17 protein-coding genes are annotated in these 19,439 nt (G+C 65.9%); 9 read left to right on the top strand and 8 right to left on the bottom strand.

The window, feature by feature from the left end; genetic code table 11:
• Nucleotides 1-5: 5 nt before the first annotated feature.
• Complete coding sequence (locus IEW49_RS00670) at nt 6-2,423, bottom strand: DUF305 domain-containing protein (protein WP_188640872.1); 2,418 nt, start codon at nt 2,421-2,423, stop codon at nt 6-8.
• Nucleotides 2,424-2,558: 135 nt separating this feature from the next.
• Here IEW49_RS00670 and ald point away from each other — a divergent pair, with 135 nt between their 5' ends.
• Together ald and IEW49_RS00660 are read left to right on the top strand one after the other, a co-directional pair.
• Nucleotides 2,559-3,674: an alanine dehydrogenase gene (gene ald, locus IEW49_RS00665; RefSeq protein ID WP_188640871.1), complete on the top strand. Its 1,116-nt coding sequence runs from the start codon at nt 2,559-2,561 to the stop codon at nt 3,672-3,674.
• 84 nt (nt 3,675-3,758) lie between these two features.
• Nucleotides 3,759-5,435, top strand: a complete 1,677-nt coding sequence (locus tag IEW49_RS00660) for a GGDEF domain-containing protein (protein ID WP_188640870.1) — start codon at nt 3,759-3,761, stop codon at nt 5,433-5,435.
• Nucleotides 5,436-5,445: 10 nt separating this feature from the next.
• Here IEW49_RS00660 and IEW49_RS00655 read toward each other — a convergent pair whose 3' ends face one another.
• From IEW49_RS00655 to IEW49_RS00645, 3 genes are all read right to left on the bottom strand, one after another.
• On the bottom strand, nt 5,446-5,913 hold the full coding sequence (locus IEW49_RS00655; protein WP_188640869.1) for a MaoC family dehydratase: 468 nt from the start codon (nt 5,911-5,913) through the stop codon (nt 5,446-5,448).
• A gap of 26 nt (nt 5,914-5,939) precedes the next feature.
• Nucleotides 5,940-7,106, bottom strand: coding sequence for an acyl-CoA dehydrogenase family protein (locus tag IEW49_RS00650; RefSeq protein WP_188640868.1), 1,167 nt, complete (start codon nt 7,104-7,106; stop codon nt 5,940-5,942).
• 69 nt (nt 7,107-7,175) lie between these two features.
• Nucleotides 7,176-7,664, bottom strand: a complete 489-nt coding sequence (locus IEW49_RS00645; protein WP_188640867.1) for a DUF2141 domain-containing protein — start codon at nt 7,662-7,664, stop codon at nt 7,176-7,178.
• A gap of 233 nt (nt 7,665-7,897) precedes the next feature.
• On the opposite strand from IEW49_RS00645, the gene rpe reads away from it, so the two are divergent.
• The 7 genes from rpe (at nt 7,898) to dxs (ending at nt 15,437) form a co-directional block, all read left to right on the top strand.
• Nucleotides 7,898-8,557, top strand: coding sequence for a ribulose-phosphate 3-epimerase (gene rpe, locus IEW49_RS00640; protein WP_188640866.1), 660 nt, complete (start codon nt 7,898-7,900; stop codon nt 8,555-8,557).
• Entirely contained in the window at nt 8,554-10,404 is a 1,851-nt protein-coding gene (locus IEW49_RS00635; RefSeq protein ID WP_188640865.1) for a heparinase II/III family protein, read from the top strand. Before rpe ends, IEW49_RS00635 begins: the two co-directional genes overlap by 4 nt.
• Before the next feature lie 10 nt (nt 10,405-10,414).
• Complete coding sequence (purH, locus tag IEW49_RS00630; RefSeq protein ID WP_188640864.1) at nt 10,415-12,001, top strand: bifunctional phosphoribosylaminoimidazolecarboxamide formyltransferase/IMP cyclohydrolase; 1,587 nt, start codon at nt 10,415-10,417, stop codon at nt 11,999-12,001.
• 138 nt (nt 12,002-12,139) lie between these two features.
• Nucleotides 12,140-12,262 carry a hypothetical protein gene (locus IEW49_RS13195; protein ID WP_268235608.1) on the top strand — a complete coding sequence of 41 codons (123 nt, stop codon included), beginning with the start codon at nt 12,140-12,142 and terminating at the stop codon, nt 12,260-12,262.
• Nucleotides 12,232-12,921, top strand: coding sequence for a peptide-methionine (S)-S-oxide reductase MsrA (gene msrA / locus IEW49_RS00625; protein ID WP_229658018.1), 690 nt, complete (start codon nt 12,232-12,234; stop codon nt 12,919-12,921). The genes IEW49_RS13195 and msrA overlap by 31 nt, the downstream gene beginning before the upstream one ends.
• Before the next feature lie 67 nt (nt 12,922-12,988).
• Complete coding sequence (locus tag IEW49_RS00620) at nt 12,989-13,453, top strand: Fur family transcriptional regulator (RefSeq protein ID WP_188640862.1); 465 nt, start codon at nt 12,989-12,991, stop codon at nt 13,451-13,453.
• A gap of 61 nt (nt 13,454-13,514) precedes the next feature.
• A complete protein-coding gene (gene dxs / locus IEW49_RS00615; RefSeq protein WP_188640861.1) occupies nt 13,515-15,437 on the top strand; it encodes a 1-deoxy-D-xylulose-5-phosphate synthase in 1,923 nt (640 codons plus the stop codon).
• Nucleotide 15,438: 1 nt separating this feature from the next.
• Here the strand turns inward: dxs and IEW49_RS00610 are convergent, their stop codons facing one another.
• The 4 genes from IEW49_RS00610 to IEW49_RS00595 are packed head-to-tail and all read right to left on the bottom strand — an operon-like array spanning nt 15,439 to nt 19,378.
• Complete coding sequence (locus IEW49_RS00610; RefSeq protein ID WP_188640860.1) at nt 15,439-16,122, bottom strand: NnrU family protein; 684 nt, start codon at nt 16,120-16,122, stop codon at nt 15,439-15,441.
• Nucleotides 16,123-16,134: 12 nt separating this feature from the next.
• Complete coding sequence (locus IEW49_RS00605; protein WP_308419692.1) at nt 16,135-16,617, bottom strand: FKBP-type peptidyl-prolyl cis-trans isomerase; 483 nt, start codon at nt 16,615-16,617, stop codon at nt 16,135-16,137.
• Nucleotides 16,614-17,987: an amidohydrolase family protein gene (locus IEW49_RS00600; RefSeq protein ID WP_188640859.1), complete on the bottom strand. Its 1,374-nt coding sequence runs from the start codon at nt 17,985-17,987 to the stop codon at nt 16,614-16,616. Before IEW49_RS00600 ends, IEW49_RS00605 begins: the two co-directional genes overlap by 4 nt.
• Nucleotides 17,984-19,378, bottom strand: coding sequence for an amidohydrolase (locus IEW49_RS00595; protein WP_188640858.1), 1,395 nt, complete (start codon nt 19,376-19,378; stop codon nt 17,984-17,986). Before IEW49_RS00595 ends, IEW49_RS00600 begins: the two co-directional genes overlap by 4 nt.
• Nucleotides 19,379-19,439: the final 61 nt, after the last annotated feature.

Raw genomic sequence — 19,439 nt, 5'->3', positions numbered from 1 at the left:
ATCGCCTAGCCGCCGTTCATCGACGTGAGCGCTTCACGCAGCGCTCCGAGCTGGGCGGCCTGCGCGGGATCGGCCGTTTCGGCGATCTTCTTGGCGATCATCCCGGCCCCGACGACCGAGAAAGGCCGGCCTTCTTCGGCCACAACCTTGAGCATCGCCGCCTCTGCGGGATTGAGCGCTTCTGCGCGCACCAGCTGGTCGATCAGCGCCAGCGCCATCACTTCGGCGGGCCAGGTCACTTCGGTCTGCTGCTGCGGGTTGAAGCGGTCGTCCTCGTAGATCGCAGCCTTGGCGGCGGCGATTTCGGCGGCGGAAAGATGCTCGCTCGGCGCGAGCTCGAACACGTCGAGACCGCGCGCGATCTCGGTGCCGTAGATCTTGCCGCCGTACCAGTAGGCCGACCAGTAACCGCCGGTGATCAGCTGCTTCTCGTCGACCGGGCCGCGGTCGAAATAGGCGATCTCGACCGGGTTCGCGCTGTCGGTGAAATCGACTACGCTGATGCCGCCCTGGTACCACGCCTGGACGTAGATATCGCGCCCGGGGACCGGGATGATCGAGCCGTTATGCGCGACGCAGTTTTCCTTTTCGGTCTGCGGCGCGGGCAGCTTGTAATGGCTGCGGTAGACGAGCTCGGTGCCGTCGATGTCGTAGATCGCATCGGCACCCCAGTTGCGCTTGTCCTTCGCGCGGCAACGCGGACGGCCACCGCCGCCCCATTCGTCGGTGTACATCACCTTGGTGCCGTCATTGTTGAAGGTCGCCGAATGCCAGTAGGCGAAACCGTCGTCGGTCACCGAATCGATCCGCTTCGGCGCGCGCGGATTGGTGATGTCGAGCAGGATGCCGTTGCCCGAACACGCCCCGGCGGCAATGTTCTTGGCGGGGAACACGGTGATGTCGTGGCACTGGTCGGTACGGCGGGTGTCCTGCGTATCGTCGCCGTGATCGCCGCCCGGCCACAGCGAGGCGACCTTGTCGTCGATCCCGAAGACGCGCGGGCTGTCGACGATCCGTGCGGCGGCGGGATTGTCGACCGGGACTTCGATCACGTCGATGCTGAAATAGGAGGTATCGGCGGCGGCGTAATCGCTGTTGCAGCCGGCCAGTTCCTCGTCGTCGCGCACGAAGCTGGTGCCCGAATTGTAGATCACCAACGTATTGTCTTCGCCCGGGCCGGAAACGACCGAATGGGTATGCGAGCCGCGGCAGGTCTGGACCTGACCGACCTGTTTCGGGCGATAGGGATCGGAGATGTCGAAGATGCGGACGCCACGGAAGCGCTCGTCAGAAACGTCCTCGCGCACGCCCTGGGTGCCGCAATCCTTGCGTCCGCGGGTCTGTTCGACGCTCATGATCAGCAAATTGCCGACCGCCGAGACGTCGCCCTGCCCGCCGGGGCAGACCACCGCGGCTCGGAGCGTCGGAATGCCGTCGTCACCGAGATCGTAGACCTGGAAGCCGTGATAATTGCCGACGAACAAAGTGCGATCCTGGAACGCCATGTCGGTGTTCGAGAAGCTGAACAGCGGCGCGCGCTCGACCAGCGAGGGTTCGCGCGCATCGCCTTCGCCCGCTTCCTCGTCTGCCTCGGCGACTTCCTCGACATCCTCGGAGTCAGGGCTCTTGGGCTTTTCGGGCCGCAGGCCGGCCGGATTCTCGGGATCGAAGAAACCCGGTGCCTTGGGCTGCGCGGAAACGAGCTGCATGTTCCACGCCGCTTCACCGGCATCGCGGAAGCCCGCGGCGAGCGTGGCGCGCGGATCGTCCGACAGGCTGTCGAGCAAGCGCGCCATGCGGTCGATCTCGGCCTGCTGTTCGTTGCGCACGTCGGCGGCGAAATCGGCCAGCGCCGGGTCGTAGGCCGATCCGGGCTGGTCGAGCAGGTCCTCGACCATCCGCAGCGCGCCTTCGTGATGCGCGATCATCAGGCGCAGGAACATGCGATCGAACGCCACGCCACTGAGCGTCGCGAGTTCGGCCATCTGTTCCTTGGTCGCCATGCCCGGCATGGTCATCTCTTCCATGTGGCCCATCGCCACGTGCTGGGCATGCATGGCGGGATCGGGCGCCTTGAGCCCGCGATCGGTCAGCCAGGTGCGCATGAAGGCGATCTCGTCGCCCTGGCTCGCGTCGATGCGCCCGGCGGCCTCGATCAGTTCGGGACGGTTGGTGCGGTCCTCGGCCAGTGCGGCCATCAACTGCGCCTGGTGATGGTGGTGGATCATGCCGCGCATGAAGGCGACGTCATCCTCGGTGTAGCTCGCATCGGCGAGCTTGATCGCTTCGTCGGCGCTCAGCGCCGTGGTTTCCTCGCCGACCGCACCGGGCTGGACGATCGTCACGTCCTGCGCCTGCGCCAGCGAGGGCAGCGAAAGCGCGATGGCGGTGGAGGAAGCGAGGGCGATTCGGCGCAGCGTCATATAATGTCTCTCCATGATCGATTTCGTGGGGGTTTGTAACGAAAACGGTCGCTTTTGGAAGCGTTTCGACCAACGTTTGCGTGGGCTCGACAAGCGGTCTAATCGGCGGCGCACATTGTGAGAGGATCTTTCGAAATGCGTGTCGGCTGCCCCAAGGAAATCAAGAACCACGAATATCGCGTCGGCCTGACGCCCGAGAGCGCGCGCGAACTCGTCGCGCAGGGCAACGAGGTCTGGATCGAGACCCAGGCCGGTGCCGGAATCGACGCGACCGACGACCAGTATGTCGAGGCCGGCGCGAAGATCGTCGATACGCCCGACGAGATCTTCGCCGAGTGCGAAATGATCGTGAAGGTCAAGGAGCCGCAGGCGATCGAACGCGCGAAGCTGCGCGTAGACCAGATCCTCTACACCTACCTCCACCTCGCGCCCGACCCCGAACAGACGGTCGACCTGATGAACAGCGGCGTGACCGCGATCGCCTACGAGACCGTCACCGGCCCGCGCGGGCAGCTACCGTTGCTCAAGCCGATGAGCCAGGTCGCGGGGCGCATGAGCGTCCAGGCCGGCGCCAGCGCGCTCGAGAAGGCGCATGGTGGCCGCGGTGTGCTGCTCGGCGGCGTGCCGGGCGTGATGCCGGGCAAGGTCGCGGTGATCGGCGGCGGCGTGGTCGGCTTCAACGCCGCGCAGATGGCGGTCGGCCTCGGCGCCGACGTGACGATCCTCGATCGCGACCCCGAAGTGCTCGAGAAGGTCGGCACCTTCTTCGAGGCGCGCGCCTCGACGCGCTTCTCGAACCGCGCCAACCTCTATGATGCCGTGACCCAGGCCGATCTCGTGATCGGCGCGGTGCTGATCCCCGGGGCCGCCGCTCCGAAGCTCGTAACGCGCGAAATGCTCGGCGACATGCAGAACGGCGCGGTACTGGTAGACGTCGCGATCGACCAGGGCGGGTGCTTCGAAACCTCGAAGCCCACCACCCATGCCGAACCGACCTACGTCATCGACGACATCGTCCATTACTGCGTTGCCAACATGCCGGGCGCGGTCGCGCGCACCAGCACCTACGCGCTCAACAACGTCACCTTGCCGCACGCACTGCGGATCGCGCGGATGGGCTGGAAGGAAGCGCTGCGTGCCGACGAGCACCTCGCCGCCGGCCTCAATGTCCACAAGGGCAAGGTGACCTACAAGGCGGTCGCCGACGAGCTCGGCTACGAATACCGCTCGCTCGAAGACGTGCTCGGCTGACCCTGCGCCCCGTACCGACGGGTCCGGCACGCGCCTGTCGGGGATTTTTCCGGTTCGGTAACCATGTTGCGCTAAGGCGTCCGCATGGGGTGGTTGATAAAGCGGCTGTGTGCATTTCTCGCACTGGCGGGCGCGGCGTTGGCTGCGCCCGCCAGCGCCGAAACGCTGCCGGCGGATTGTGTCCTCTCGAGTTCCAGCGCGGCGAGCCTGGAAGCGGCCCGGGCCGACCGAAGCTGGGATTGCAGCGATAATCACAGGATCGATTCGGCGCCCTACATCTGGCTCAAGTTCGAACGTTCCGGGTCGGATCGCTACCGCCATTTCGCAATGGAAGCGCGACCGTTCGGCGACATAACGATCTATGCAATCGGCGAAGACGGCCGGGTTCACTCCGACCGCATCTCATCGGATACGGTCAGCCTCTCCGGGTTCAATGACGTCGTCGGCGCGATACCCGAGGGCAAGGGTGCAACAGGCCCTGTCTATGTCCGGATCGACGGCTATGTGAATTATCGCGATCCGCCGCACGTCGCCCTGCTGGAGACGCCGGACCAGTCGGTTCGCCCAGTGAATGAACTGATTTTCGCCGCCCTTTTGAGCGGACTCGTTTTCGCGCCCTGCGTCATCGGGATCATGCTGGCTATCGGCCTCCGGCAGAGTTTCGTCGCCTGGTATGCGGTGATGTGCCTGGGCATGGTCGTGACGATCGGCATGACAAGTGGCCTGATTGTCTCATGGACCGCGATGGCGCTATCCACATTTCTCGCATTCGAGCGGATAGGGTTCACGCTCATCGTGTTCGGATCGTGTCTCTTCGCTCGCAGCTTTATCGAGCGCGAAGCCCTGTCGCCGCTGTCGCGAGCAGCGCTCCTCTGGGCGGGTATAGCGATCCTCGGGGTGGGCGCATTCAATGCCTTCGTCGTGCCGAGCCCCGCTCTGTTCGGCGCCACCATGCTGGTCGTGCTGGCATCCTTGGTCGGCGCGATAATCCAGGCCGTCCGCCGGAACAGTCGCTGGGTTCGCTACCAGATCGTGGGATGGTCGGCACCGATGGTTCTGGCCGCAGACATGGCGATCAAAGGCTTGGGCCAGAGAGGCTTTCTCAACAGCGACATGTCGATCGTCTATTACGCGATGGTGTGGGAAATCGCGATCGGCGCAATTGGCGTGACCGACCGGGTGATGCTGTTGCGAGCGGACCGCGACCGGGCGCGCGAGCGGGCCCTGGAAATGGAAGGCCTCGCCGAGCGTGACCCATTGACCGGTCTGATGAATCGTCGCGCGATCCATAAGCATTTCGAGGAGCTGCAGGCGGACGGGTTTACCGCTTGCGCGCTGCTAGACCTAGATCATTTCAAGTCGATCAACGACCAGTTCGGCCACGTCGTCGGCGACGACGTGCTGACGGCGGTCGGTCGCGCGCTCGCCCCTGACGAGGACACCTTGGCCATACGCATGGGCGGCGAGGAGTTCATGCTGCTGTTGCGGGGACCGAACGCTCACCAGCGCGCCGAGCGCCGCCGAGCCGCGATCTCCGTCCGCATCGCGCGCGAGGTCGCATCGCTCGATCGAATCGTCACCGCAAGCCAAGGCGTCGTCGAATTCGACGACGCGGCGGCGCAGTCGAGCAGCCTGGAAGCCTACTACATGCGCGCCGACAATCTGCTCTATCGGGCCAAGAAGGAAGGGCGCAACCGGACTGTGGCCGAGCGCGTCAGCATGCACGAAATCGAGCTCCCGATCGCCCAGGACGCCGCCTGATCCCGGAAGATCAGGCGTCGTAGCTTTCGCCCGGAGTCTTGCGCTGGAGTCCGGCGCGCTTGCAGGTGGCGACCAGCACCTCGTCCTGATTGTAGGCGCGGTGTTCGAAGGTGACGATCCCGGCATTGGGGCGCGACTTGCTTTCGCGCAATTCGACCACTTCGGTCTCGATCCTCAGCGTGTCGCCGACGAACACCGGCGCGGGGAAGCGCACCTCGTCCCAGCCGAGATTGGCCACCGCGGTGCCGAGCGTGGTGTCGCCCACCGAAACGCCGACCATCAGCGACAGCGTGAAGCACGAATTGACGAGGATGCGGCCGTAATCCGTGTCCTTCATGTACTCGGCATCGAGATGCAGCTGCGCCGGGTTGTGCGACAGCGTCGTGAACAGCAGATTGTCGGTCTCGGTCACCGTGCGCCGGATCGCGTGGTCGAAGGTCTGACCCACTTCGAGCTGGTCGAACCAGAGGCCTGCCATCGCTTCTCTCCCCTAAAACGTTTGGATCAGTAGCTCTTCGGCAGGCCGAGCACGGACTGGCCGATGAAATTCGCGATCATCTGTTCGCTGACCGGCAGGATACGCAGCACTATGCTCTCGCGGAACAGCCGTTCGACCTGGTATTCGGTCGAATAACCCATCCCGCCATGCGTCATCACCGCACGGGTGCAGGCATCGAAGGCCGCGCGCCCGCCGAGGAACTTGGCCGCGTTGGCCTCGGCCCCGCAGGGCTGGTCGGTATCGTAGAGATAGGCCGCGCGCAGCATCATCCAGTAAGCGCTTTCCAGCGCCATCCAGTTTTCCGCCAGCGGGTGCTGAATGCCCTGGTTCTGCCCGATCGGTCGGCCGAACACCTCGCGCTCCTGCGCATATTTCGCGGCGCGATCGAGAGCGTTCTGGCCGAGGCCGATCGCTTCGGCGCCGATCAGGATGCGTTCGGGGTTGAGCGAGTGGAGGATGTACTTGAAACCCTGTCCTTCCTCGCCGATCCGGTCTTCGTCGGGGATGAAGAAATCGTCGATGAAGACGGCGTTCGAATCGACCGCGTTGCGGCCCATCTTGGGGATCCGGCGGACCTCGATCTGCTCCTTGTCGAGATCGGTGTAGAACAGCGTCATGCCTTCGGTGCTCTTCTTGCACTGGTCCTTGGGCGTGGTGCGGGTGAGCAGCAAGATCTTGTTCGCGACCTGCCCGCTGGTGGTCCAGATCTTGCGGCCCGTAACGCGGTAACCACCATCGACCTTGGTCGCGAAGGTGGTGATCGAGGTGGTGTCGAGCCCGGCATTTGGCTCGGTCACACCGAAGCAGACCTTGTCCTCGCCCGCGATCAGGGGCTTGAGTATCCGCTCCTTCTGTTCGGGCGTGCCGAAACGCTTGACCGGGTGCGGGCCGAAGAGGTTGATGTGGATGGTCGAGGCGGCGGCGAAACCACCCGCGCTGCGCCCGACCGTGTGCATCATCAGCGCGGCTTCGGTCACGCCGAGTTCGCTGCCGCCGAGCTCCTCAGGCATGGTGATGCCGAGCCAACCGCCTTCGGCCATGGCGCGGTGGAATTCGTGCGGGAATTCCTTCCGTTCTTCCTTGCCGGACCAGTACTCGTCGTCGAACTGGTCGGTGACCTTCTTCACCGCGTCGACGATCGCCTGTTGTTCATCGGTAAGGGCAATTTCCACGGTCGGACCTTCCTGTTTCCTGTGCGTGCCCGCCATAGCGAAGCAGCGCCCGGAGACAAGGTCACCGCATCACGGGTAGGTCAGCGTGATCCGCGTCGCGAGGCCGCTCTTGGGAAAGCTCGTCAGCACCCGGCCGAAGCTCGGCAGGCCGAACAAGGTGCCCGGATTGTTGGTGAAACCATAGGCCTCGGTCGGGGGACCGAAGCTCGACCGGTCGAGCTTCATATTGGCGTTCTCATCGTGATACACCGCGATCACGTAGGCGCCGGGTTCGGGCAGGTAGATGCAGGTGCGCACCGTACCCTTTTTCGCCTTCACCCGATCGACCCAGTAATGCCCGTCGCTCGAAAGGAACTTGCTCCGCTCGTTGCCGTAGAGCGTGATCGCGATCAGGCCTTTCGAATTCTGGATCCCGTCGACGAAGACATGGGCGATCGTATCGCTCTTGGTGCCGATGCATTGGCGCGACTGGGCCTGCGCCGCATCTCCCGGAAGGACGAGCGCGCCGGTCGAACCGGCGATAACGGCGATTGCCGCGGCGAAGAAGCGTCTCGGCATGGTATTGAAATCCCTGTTACTTTCTTTGCGCGGCCAGCTTGCCACCCATTGGCCCGGCGCGCCAGAGCGCGCAGTCGCGGCCTCGATCATAACCGAAGCTCGCGAAAACGCACTGAATAGCGGCTTAACCCTGCCCCTCGCCCCCGGTGGATAAGCACTCGCGCGAGGTGGAGATACGACATGTGGTGGCGTATCGGGAAGCCCTGCCACAAGCTTACCGGAGCCCCGCACCGATGCCGCTTATTTCCCCTTCGATCCTGTCCGCCGATTTCGCGCGCCTGGGCGAAGAGGTGCGTGCCGTCGACGAGGCCGGGGCCGACTGGATCCATATCGACGTGATGGATGGGCATTTCGTCCCCAACATCACGATCGGCCCCGCGGTGGTGAAGGCGCTGCGACCGCACACCGACAAGCCGTTCGATGTCCACCTGATGATCTCCCCGGTCGATGCCTATCTCGAACAGTTCGCCGACGCGGGGGCGGACATCATCACCGTGCACCCCGAAGCCGGCCCGCACGTCCACCGCACGGTCCAGACGATCAAGTCGCTCGGCAAGAAGGCCGGCGTGGTGTTCAATCCCGCCACCCCGGTCGACACGCTCGACTACCTGATCGACATGGTCGACCTGGTCCTCGTCATGAGCGTCAATCCCGGCTTCGGCGGGCAGAGTTTCATCGACAGCCAGTTGAAGAAAGTCGAGGCGATCCGCCGCCGGATCGACGCCAGCTGCCGCGACATCTACCTCGAAGTCGATGGGGGCGTCGATTCCCGGACAGCGCCCCTCTGTATCGAGGCCGGCGCGGACGTCCTCGTCGCCGGGAGCGCGACTTTCAAGGGTGGTCCCGATCGCTACGCCGACAATATCCGCACGCTGAGAGGCGACGCGGCATGAGCGAGACGCTGTTCGATTTCGATCGCCGCGAGCGCGAAGCGGACGACCAGCCTGCCCTGCCCCTGGGCGACAGCGCGCCAGAAGCGCTGGTCGCGCCGCCCTCGCCACGCCCGGTGCCCAAACCCGACCTGCCGAGTGCGTCGACCGCGCTGGTGCCGACCGATTACGTCGCGCCCGAAGTCGGCCCGGTCGAACGGATGGTGCGATTGGCTTATCGGCTCGGCATGCCGGGCAACGTGCTCGCCCGCCCGCTGCGCAAGGCGAGCGCACCGCGCGTGCTCGCGACGGTCACCGAACCGCTACCGGGTCACGCTGCGGCGGGCATGGCTCTACGCGCGGGACATTTCCTCGTGCTCGGGCTGAAGCAGCCGGTCGCACAGGTCGATTTCCACGGCACAGAGACGCTGACCGCGCCGATCGCACGCTATGTCCACGGTTTCCACTGGCTCGCCGATCTCGCCGCCTGTTCGGCGCCGGCTCAAGGTGCACCGACCGCCGAGCGCGTGCTCGACATGTGGCTCGCGGCGAACAAGGAGCCGCCAGCCAAGCCGGGCAAGGGGATGGCATGGAGCGTCGAGGCGACCGCGCACCGCGTTCTCAACTGGATCCTCCACGCCCCGCTCGTGCTCTCGACCACCGCCAATGCCAAGCGCGCCAAGATCCTCGCCGCGCTGAGCGACCAGGCGCGCTGGCTCGACAAGCATGTGGCGAAGGCCGAAACGCGGCTCGCCGCGCTTGCCGGATGGTGCGCGATTACGGCCGCCGGGCTCTTGTTGCCCGATGGCAAGCCGCGTCGCCTCTATGGCGAAGCGGGCCTGATCCGCGCCTTGGGCGAAGCGGTCGGCGAAGAGGGCGGCATGCTCTCGCGCAGCCCGAGTGACCAGGCCGCCGCGATCGCGCTGATCGTCCGCCTCAATGCCTGCTATTCCGCGGTCCAGCGCGACCCGCCGCAGGCGCTGGTGCAGGGGCTCACCTCGCTCGTCCCGCCGCTCCTCGCGGTGGTCCACAACCATGACGGGCTCGGCAGCTGGCAGGGCGCCTGGCCGATGCGCGAACAGGATCTCGCGCGGCTGATCCGTGCCAGCGGCGTGCGCGTGCGCCCGGTGCGCGACGCGCGCCAATGGGGTTACCAGCGAATGCGCGCGGGCGAGGCGATCGTCCAGCTCGACGCCGCGCCGCCACCGGCCAAGGGCGAGGCGCGCTATCCCTGCGCCTCCACGCTCGCCTTCGAACTCAGCTATCGCGGGCAGCGTATCGTCACCAATTGCGGCGGGGCCGAGGCCTCCGGCGCGCTGGTGCCCGCGCGGCTCGAACAGGGCCTGCGCGGCACCGCGGCGCATTCGACGCTGGTGCTCGACAACGCCAATTCGACCGCGATTCACGTCCGCGGCGGGATCGGCAAGGGCGTCAGCGAAGTCACGCTCGAACGCCGCACGGTGAAAGGCGGCGCGACCCGGATCGAGGCCAGCCATGATGGCTATGCCGCGCGCTACGGCCTCGCCCATCGCCGGGTGCTGGTGCTGCGCGACGATGGCAGCGAGCTGGTCGGCGAGGATTCGCTCGTCCCGACCAAGGGGAATGGCAAACGCGGCCAGATCGGCTATGCGGTACGCTTCCACCTGTCGGACGATATCGAGGCGACTCCGAGCTCGGACGGCAAGGGCGCGCTGCTGCGCCTGCCCGACGGATCGCACTGGCAGTTCCGCTGCCGCGATGCGGTGACACTGGAAGAAGGATTTCGGGTCGATGCCGATGCGCGGCCGCGCCCGGCACGGCAGATCGTGGTCCAGGGCCTGGCGTCGCGAGGCGGCGGCAGCTTCGCCTGGACCTTCAAACGCATGAGCTAGAGGTGTTCGCGTGAGCGATGTGAAAGTGAAACGGGCGCTGCTTTCAGTGTCCGACAAGACTGGATTGGCCGAACTGGGTACCGCGCTTGCGGGCATGGGCGTCGAACTCGTCTCGACCGGCGGTACCGCCAAGGCGCTGCGCGGGGCGGGCCTCGAGGTGCGCGACATTTCCGATCTGACCGGCTTTCCCGAGATGATGGACGGGCGGGTCAAGACGCTCCACCCCAAGGTCCATGGCGGCCTGCTCGCTGTGCGTGACGATGCCGAACACGCCAAGGCGATGGAAGAGCACGAGATCGGGGCGATCGACCTCGTCGTGGTCAACCTCTACCCGTTCGAGGCGACCGTCATGCGCGGCGCCGAGCGCGACGAGATCATCGAGAACATCGATATCGGCGGACCGAGCATGGTCCGCTCCTCGGCAAAGAACCACGCCTATGTCGCGATCGTCACCGATCCCGCGGACTACGACGAGCTGCTCGGCGAATTGAAGGATGGCGGCACCACATCGCTCGCCTTTCGCAAGCGGCTCGCGGCCAAGGCCTTCGCCGCCACCGCCGCCTACGACAGCATGATCAGCCAGTGGTTCGCCTTTGCCGACCAGCAGCAGCTCTTCCCCGATTTCCTCGCGGTCAACGGCAAGGCGCCGGTCGAACTGCGCTATGGCGAGAACCCGCACCAGAAGGCGGCACTCTACACGCCCGCTGGCCCGCACGGGAGCGGGATCGCGCAGGCCGAACAGCTCCAGGGCAAGGAGCTCAGCTACAACAATTACAACGATGCCGACGCTGCGCTCGAACTGTGCGCCGAATTCGCCGGAGGCGAGCCCGCGGTGGTGATCGTCAAGCACGCCAACCCCTGCGGCGTGGCGCAGGCGTCGACCCTTCACGAAGCGTGGAACGACGCGCTGGCCTGCGACAGCGTTTCGGCTTTCGGCGGCATCGTCGCGGTCAATACCGAACTCGACGGCCCTACCGCAGAGGCGATTTGCGAGATCTTCACCGAGGTCGTGATTGCACCCTCGGTCAGCGAGGAAGCAAAGGCCGCGTTCGCGAGGAAGAAGAACCTGCGCTTGCTGGTGACTGGTGGCCTGCCCGACCCGCGCCGCGGCGGGCTCCTGGTCAAGCCGATCACCGGCGGCCTGCTGGTGCAGACGCGCGACAATGGCGCGATCGAACCCGACCAGCTCAAGGTCGTGACCGAGCGCGCGCCGACCGAACAGGAGTTGAAGGACTGCCTGTTTGCCTGGACCGTCGCCCGCCACGTCAAGTCGAACGCGATCGTCTATGCCAAGGACGGCGCGACCGCCGGGATCGGCGCGGGCCAGATGAACCGCCGCGACAGCTCGCGCATCGCGGCGATGAAAGCCGCCGAGGCCGCCGAGAAATACGATTGGGACGCCCCCCGCACGGTCGGCAGCGCGGTCGCTTCGGACGCCTTCTTCCCCTTCGCCGACGGCCTGCTCGCCGCTGCCGAGGCGGGCGCGACCGCGGTGATCCAGCCGGGCGGTTCGATCCGCGACGACGAAGTCATCGCCGCCGCCAACGAGGCCGGGCTGGCGATGGTCTTCACCGGGATGCGCCACTTCCGCCACTGAGCTGAATCGCGATCGAGCGCGTTTCGTCGACAGGACGGCGCGTTTCGTCGCGTCCGCCTGCAACCTTTCAGCGGTATTCACCGAACCTAAAGAGGATGTCGCTACACAGGACGGACAAGTTCGAAAGACAGATGACCGATGCAATTTCTCACTTCAGACCCTTTCAAGGCCTTCGCCGCCGGCTTCGCTCTCACCGCACTAGCGATGAGCAACGCGCTCGCCCCGGGTCTGTGGAGCGAGGTCCTGGCCTTCATCGGCTAGCTGCCGCGGCGCTGGCGAGCCTCGCGCTCGCCGCCTGTCAATCGCCGCCCGAAAACCCGATCGCACCCACCGCAGAACGCGTCGCCGACGAAGCCGCCGGCCTGCAGACCGCGCTGCTCGCGGGCGGTTGTTTCTGGGGCATCGAGGGCATTTACAGCCATACCAAGGGCGTAACCGGCGCCGTCACCGGCTATCACGGCGGCAGCGCCGAGACCGCGACCTACAAACAGAGCAACACCGGCACCACCGGGCATGCCGAGACCGTCCGGATCACCTACGATCCGGCGCAGATTCGCTACGACGAGATCCTGCGCATCTTCTTCACCGTTGGCATCGATCCCACCCAGGCCAATGGACAGGGGCCCGATATCGGCGACCAGTATCGCGCCGCGATCATCCCCCTGAACGAAGAACAGCGCGCGGTTGCGACCAGTTTCGTCAGGCAGATGGATGCGTCGGGCAATTGGTCCGAGCCGATCGCGGTCAAGATCGAGGATCACATGCAGTTCTATCCGGCCGAGGCCGAGCACCAGGACTGGATTCCGCGCAACCCGCTGATCGCGCGTGCCAAGGCCAAGGAGATCGAGATGATCGACAAGCTCGAGGCCAAGTTCCCGTCGTTTTATCGCGATGATTTCCTGCGCGATTTCGAAGGCTGAGGACGGCAGGTCGCACGCGCGCGCTCGCCCCTTCCAATGCCGATCGAAACCTCGCTATAACCGGCGCATGGCGGGTCATCACCATCACGAACTCGAAGGCGACGCGCTGGTCGCCGCGGCACGGGCCTCGCTCAAGGATTCGGGCGAGCAGTGGACGCAGATGCGCGCTACCGTGTTCGAAGCGCTGGCCGCGCGTGCAGCCCCGGCCTCGGCCTACGATATCGCCGAGGATGTCGCCGACAGCCGCGGCAAGCGGGTGGCCGCAAACAGTGTGTACCGCATCCTCGACCTGTTCGTGCGCACCAATCTCGCGCGCCGGGTCGAGAGCGCGAACGCGTATCTCGCCAATCCGCATCCCGGCTGCCGCCACGACTGCATCTTCCTGATCTGCGATTCCTGCGGGAAGGCGACCCATTTCGATGATGATGCGCTGACCGGCGCACTGGCGGGCGCGGCAAAGGAACAGGGATTCCAGCCCGATCGCCCGGTGATCGAACTGCGCGGGACCTGCCGAAGCTGCAGCGCGCAATAGGCGCGCGGATTGGCCAACAGACGAATCGACAAGGGGAATAGGGGGCTGTAAGCCTTTACGCATGTCCACTACCCCCGATACGCCGTTGCTCGACACGGTCGACACGCCCGACGATCTCCGCAAGCTCAAGCCCGACCAGCTCCGCCAGCTGTCCGACGAGTTGCGCGCCGAAATGATCGATGCCGTCAGCACCAGCGGCGGGCATCTCGGCTCGGGGCTCGGCGTGGTCGAGCTGACGGTCGCGATCCACTACATCTTCAACACGCCCGACGACAAACTGATCTGGGACGTCGGCCACCAGTGCTATCCGCACAAGATCATCACCGGTCGGCGCGATCGTATCCGCACGTTGCGGCAGGGCGGCGGCTTGTCGGGCTTCACCAAGCGTTCGGAAAGCGAATACGACCCGTTCGGCGCGGCGCATTCCTCGACCTCGATCAGCGCCGGCCTCGGCTTCGCGATCGCGAACAAGCTAAACGACCAGCCGGGCAAGGCGATCGCGGTGATCGGCGACGGTGCGATGAGCGCAGGTATGGCCTACGAGGCGATGAACAATGCCGAACAAGCGGGCAATCGCCTGATCGTGATCCTCAACGACAACGACATGTCGATCGCCCCGCCGGTCGGCGGCCTGTCGGCCTATCTCGCGCGGATGGTTTCGAGCAGCGAATATCTCGGTCTGCGCCAGCTCGCCTCGAAGGCGGCCAAGAAGCTCTCGCGCCGGGTCTGGTCGGGCCTCGAAAAGGCCGAGGAATACACCCGCGGCATGGTCACCGGCGGCACGCTGTTCGAGGAACTCGGCTTCTACTACGTCGGCCCGATCGACGGTCACAATCTCGACCACCTGATCCCGGTGCTCGAGAACGTGCGCGACAGCGAGAAGGGCCCGATCCTGGTCCATGTCGTGACCCAGAAGGGCAAGGGCTACGAACCCGCCGAAAGCAGCGACGACAAATATCACGGCGTGCCCAAGTTCAACGTCGTGACCGGAGAGAAGGCGAAGAGCGCGGGCGGGCCACCGGCCTACCAGAACGTGTTCGGCGATACGCTCGCCAAGCTGGCCGAAACCGACAAGCGGATCTGTGCGATCACCGCCGCGATGCCGAGCGGCACCGGCGTCGATCGCTTCGCCAAGGCGCATCCCGAGCGGGCTTTCGACGTCGGCATCGCCGAACAGCACGGCGTGACCTTCGCCGCCGGGCTTGCGGCCCAGGGCATGCGACCGTTCGCGGCGATCTATTCGACCTTCCTCCAGCGCGCCTACGACCAGGTGGTACACGACGTCGCGATCCAGAACCTGCCGGTCCGCTTCGCGATCGACCGCGCGGGGCTGGTCGGCGCCGATGGCGCGACCCATGCGGGCAGCTTCGACATCACCTATCTCGCCACGCTCCCCAATTTCGTGGTGATGGCGGCAGGCGACGAGGCAGAGCTGGTCCACATGACCTACACCGCCGCCGAGTACGACGACGGCCCGATCGCGCTGCGCTATCCGCGCGGCGGCGGCGTGGGCGTCGAATTGCCCGAGACCCCGCAGAAGCTCGAAATCGGCAAGGGCCGCGTGGTCAAGGAAGGTAGCAAGGTCGCGATCCTGTCGCTCGGCGGACGCCTCGCCGAGGCACGCAAGGCCGCCGACCTGCTCGAGGCCAAGGGGCTATCGACCACCGTCGCCGACTTGCGCTTCGCCAAGCCGCTCGACACCGAACTGATCGACCGGTTGATGAAGACCCACGAAGTCGTCGTCACGGTCGAGGAAGGCAGCATCGGCGGCCTCGGCGCGCACGTCCTGACCCACGCCAGCGACACCGGCCTCACCGATGGCGGGCTCAAGATCCGCACCATGCGCCTGCCCGACGTGTTCCAGGACCAGGATTCGCCGGAAAAGCAGTATGACGAGGCCGGTCTCAACGCGCCGCAGATCGTCGATACGGTGCTGAAGGCTCTGCGCCACAACAGCGCGGGAGTAGAGGAAGCGCGGGCTTAGACTAAACCCATCGCCACACGCCCGCTTCCCAGCCGCCCATCGCCTGATGCGCGTGGGTGAGGCCGAGCCACAGCACCAGCCCGATCGCCCACCACAGCCAGCCGGCCGACAGCAATTTGCTCCAGCGCGGCCAGTAGCTGGTTTTCGCTTCCCACGCGGTCCACGCCTCGCCCAACGCTGCTTCCTTCTTGCGGTCCTGCAGATGCGCGCCGACGAGTGCCAGGAACCCGATCGCGGTCGCGACCACCAGCGTGCGCGCAGTGGGAGCGGCGAGGATGTGCGCGATCGCCCATAGTCCGAAGCCCCACATCATCGGATGGCGGGTGACGGCGAAAACACCCGTCGGCTCCTTGCTCGCCGCGAGCTTCTCCGCGCCGGGCTGAGGAAAGGCCGGATTGCCGGCGAAGCTGCCCGCCAGCAGCACCATCGCGACCAGCGTCAGGACGCTCGCCACAATCCAGCTGAGATCGTCGAAGCCCGGCCATAGCGGTGTGCCCGTGGGCGCATTGCCGAAGGCCTGCACCATCCAGAACAGCGTCGCGAAGCTGATTACGGCGTATACGAGAGTGAAACCGAGCGGTTTGAACAACCGCACCATGGCGCTGCGCAACGGGTGCGACATGGCGAAATGTGAGCCCACGAACGCCACGCTCGCGGCAACCAGTTCGGCCAGCGGATCAACCATGCAGCATCTCCCTCACTCCTCGATTGCGATCAGCTCCACCTTGAAGATCAGCGTCGCATTGCCCGGGATCGGCCCCTTGCCAACCGGACCATAGGCGAGGTCGGCGGGGGCGTAGAGCTCGATCGTGTCGCCGACGCCCATTTCGGGAATCGCAAGCTGCCATGCCTTGATCAGCCGCCCGAGCGGGAAGGTCGCCGGTTCGCCGCGCTCATAGGAGCTGTCGAACCCGGTCCCGTCGATCAGGCGTCCGGCATAATGCACGGTGACCGTGTCCGCGACGGTCGGGCTCTCGCCGCTGCCGTCGCCTTCGATGAAGCGATAGCGCAGCCCGCCCTCGAGCACGCGCCAGCCGTCTTCCTGCCGGAGCTTGGCCACCGCCAGTTGCTGGGCGTTATGCCAGGCGAGATCGTAGACCGGAGCGTCCTCGCCTTGCGCATCCTGTGCGGCGAGCGCGACCGGAGCGACCAGCGCCGCGAGGCATACGACCGCCCTCACCAGTCGTAGGCCTTCGGCAGGTCGCTCTCGTCGAGATCGCGATAGCGCTCGGCGAGGCGGGTCTGGTGGTTCTCGAGCGGCTGTTCGATGCCGTCGATATAGACCTTCACCGGCGTGCTCGACACCTCGAGCGGATCGCCGTCCCACACCACGATATCGCCCATCGCGCCCGGGGAGAGCGTGCCTGCACCCGTTCCCATCCCGCTGATCTGCGCGGGGACCGAGCTGATCGCGGCGAAAGCCTGCCCCCAGCTCAACCCGTCGGCACCGGGTAGCTCGGTCAGGGCGACGAGGTTGCCGGCGAATTGCGGCAGGTAGCGCGGCTGTTCCATCGCGCTGGCATTGAGCGCGACCTTGACCCCGGCGCGCACCATCCGCCCGATATTGCTCTGCGTGGCACCAAGCTGCTCGAAAGATTCGGGCAGGTCGTCGAGCGCGTCGGCGATCACCGGCACGTTCGCGGCGGCGATCGCGTGGGCCACCAGCCAGCCTTCGCTCGCCCCGACCAGCACGAGGTCGAGGTTCGGGAATTCGTCGCGCAGCGCGAGCACGGCGCGGATATCGGCGGCGCGTTCGACCATGACGTAGAGCTTCTGCGCCCCGGTTACGACCGGGACCAGCGCCGCCGCATCGAAGCGCGACAGCAACACGTCGTCGCCGCGCTCGGTACGGTTGTCGACCAGTCGCGGATCGAGCGGCATGTCGTCGCCGGTACGCTGTTCGGGCGGGCGCGAGGCGGTGCCCGAAATGCGCGAATCCGCACCGTATTGGCGGGCTTCACGCAGCGCGTTGCGGAACAGCGCGTGGGCGGAAACGCGGCTGCCGCCCGCGCGGCGCGCGCCGCCTTCGCCCAGCGCGACGACTTGGAAGGCGCGCGCGCGGACGATCGGATCGGGATCGTCGCCGGTATCGATGATCGCGCCCTGACCACCGAAGATCGAACTCGATGGCATGGTTGCGACCGCGGCGCGCGTGATGCCTCCGGCGCGGCTGACCTTCACGTGTTGAGACTGCGGGTTGATCGCGGGCGCGACGTCGAGCGCCGCGCTGAACGGCGAATCGCCCGCCCGCGTGTCGTTGCTTTCGCTCACCGCCCCGACATCCCACAGGCCGAGATCGGTGACGGTGGCGAACAGGCCGGGGGTGACCCAGGATCCGGTTCCATCGAGCGTCGGAACTCCGGCGGGAACGGTCACCCCTGCGCCCGCGGCGTCGACGCGGCCATTGCGTACGACGATCGTCGCGCCCTCGATCGGGTCCGAGCCGTCGCCGGTGGCGAGCGTGGCATTGGTGATCGCGAAATCCTGCGCCGCAGCAGGAGCAGCGAAGGCGATCGCGGCCGCAGCGGCCATCAGCGTGTTGCGGATCATTTCACGTCTCCTTCACCGGGCTGGCCGAGCTCGAAATCGCTCACCGGGCGACGCTTCCTGTCCAGCGCGTCGTAGAGCAGCGCACCGTCGACCCAGACTTTTTCGGGCCGCGAATAGACCGAGAGCGGATCGCCGTTCCACAGCACGACGTCGGCCATCTTGCCGCGTTCGAGGCTGCCGGTCATGCCGTCGATCCCCATCGCCTTGGCGGCGTTCAGGGTGATCCAGCCGATCACGTCGTGGTCGGGAATGTCTATCCCGAGCCTGCGACCGGCGGCCTGCGCCTTGGCCGCTTCCTGGTTCAGTCGCTGGATGCCGTTCTCGCTGTCCGAGTGGATCACCACGCAGGCGCCTTGGTTGTGGATCAGCGCGGCGTTTTCGGGGATCCCGTCATAGGCTTCCATCTTGAAACCGTACCAATCGGCCCAGACCGCGCTGCACACGTCGTTTTCGCGGAGGAGGTCGCCGATCTTGTAGCTTTCGACCGCATGGTGGAACGCGGTCACGCGGTAGCCCATCTCCTTGGCCATATCCATCACCAGCGCCATCTCGTCGGCGCGGTAGCAGTGGTTGTGAACTAGGATGTCGCCGTCGAGCACGCCGGCGAGCGTTTCCTTGGCGAGGTCGCGCTTGTCGCGGTCACCCTCGGCATAGTCCTTGGCATCGAGCCAGGTCTGCCGGTTGACCGCGAAATTGCCCATCCGCGTAGAAGGCATCCGGCCACGCCCGCCATAGACCCGCTTGGGGTTCTCGCCGCAGGCCATCTTGAAACCATAGGGCGCGCCGGGGAACTTCATTCCCTGCACCGTGCGGCTGGGCACGTTCTTGAGCGTCACCGACCGGCCGCCCATCAGGTTCGCCGAGCCCGGCAGGATCTGCAGGCTGGTGACCCCGCCATTGGCGAGCGCGCGACTGAAGCCAGGGTCCTGCGGCCAGACCGAGTGTTCGGCCCAGACTTCGGGCGTTGTCGGACTGGTCGCCTCGTTGCCGTCCGAATGCGCATCGACCGAGGGAGTCGGATAATCGCCGAGATGCGAGTGAATATCGATGATCCCGGGGGTGACGAACTTCCCGCGCCCGTCGATCCGCGTGTAGCCTTCAGGGATCGCGAGCGAGGCGTCGCCGATGCCGACCACCTTGCCATCGGCAAACAGCACGGTTCCGCCGCGGATTTCGCCGCCGGTGCCATCGTAGATCGTTGCGCCGACCAGCGCCGTGGGTGCGCCGGGATAGCGCTCGTAGGTCGAGGCGAAGGGCACCGAGCCATCGTCGGCGCGAGTTTCGCGCGCGGCAGGCGTGCTGTCGGGCTCGGTCGCTCCCGTCGAAGCGCAGGCGCCGAGCATCAGGCTAGCAGCGCCGGCGCAAAGCGCCATTCGGATCGTTCGGTTCATGGAAGCCCCCAGTCGGAAAATTCGGAAATTGAAAAAAGAAAGGGCGCGGGGACCGAAGTCT

The sequence above is a fragment of the Pseudoblastomonas marina genome (assembly GCF_014641655.1).
Taxonomy (GTDB): domain Bacteria; phylum Pseudomonadota; class Alphaproteobacteria; order Sphingomonadales; family Sphingomonadaceae; genus Alteriqipengyuania_A; species Alteriqipengyuania_A marina.
Note: the sequence above shows the minus strand (reverse complement) of the source record. Positions and strands in the feature narration are given on the sequence as shown.

What these genes read in the sequence shown, in the direction of transcription:
- IEW49_RS00670 (WP_188640872.1), bottom strand. Translation starts at nt 2,423, where the DNA reads ATGACGCTGCGCCGAATCGCCCTCGCTTCCTCCACCGCCATCGCGCTT.
- ald (WP_188640871.1), top strand. Translation starts at nt 2,559, where the DNA reads ATGCGTGTCGGCTGCCCCAAGGAAATCAAGAACCACGAATATCGCGTC.
- IEW49_RS00660 (WP_188640870.1), top strand. Translation starts at nt 3,759, where the DNA reads ATGGGGTGGTTGATAAAGCGGCTGTGTGCATTTCTCGCACTGGCGGGC.
- IEW49_RS00655 (WP_188640869.1), bottom strand. Translation starts at nt 5,913, where the DNA reads ATGGCAGGCCTCTGGTTCGACCAGCTCGAAGTGGGTCAGACCTTCGAC.
- IEW49_RS00645 (WP_188640867.1), bottom strand. Translation starts at nt 7,664, where the DNA reads ATGCCGAGACGCTTCTTCGCCGCGGCAATCGCCGTTATCGCCGGTTCG.
- rpe (WP_188640866.1), top strand. Translation starts at nt 7,898, where the DNA reads ATGCCGCTTATTTCCCCTTCGATCCTGTCCGCCGATTTCGCGCGCCTG.
- IEW49_RS00635 (WP_188640865.1), top strand. Translation starts at nt 8,554, where the DNA reads ATGAGCGAGACGCTGTTCGATTTCGATCGCCGCGAGCGCGAAGCGGAC.
- IEW49_RS13195 (WP_268235608.1), top strand. Translation starts at nt 12,140, where the DNA reads ATGCAATTTCTCACTTCAGACCCTTTCAAGGCCTTCGCCGCCGGCTTC.
- IEW49_RS00620 (WP_188640862.1), top strand. Translation starts at nt 12,989, where the DNA reads ATGGCGGGTCATCACCATCACGAACTCGAAGGCGACGCGCTGGTCGCC.
- dxs (WP_188640861.1), top strand. Translation starts at nt 13,515, where the DNA reads ATGTCCACTACCCCCGATACGCCGTTGCTCGACACGGTCGACACGCCC.
- IEW49_RS00610 (WP_188640860.1), bottom strand. Translation starts at nt 16,122, where the DNA reads ATGGTTGATCCGCTGGCCGAACTGGTTGCCGCGAGCGTGGCGTTCGTG.
- IEW49_RS00600 (WP_188640859.1), bottom strand. Translation starts at nt 17,987, where the DNA reads ATGATCCGCAACACGCTGATGGCCGCTGCGGCCGCGATCGCCTTCGCT.
- IEW49_RS00595 (WP_188640858.1), bottom strand. Translation starts at nt 19,378, where the DNA reads ATGAACCGAACGATCCGAATGGCGCTTTGCGCCGGCGCTGCTAGCCTG.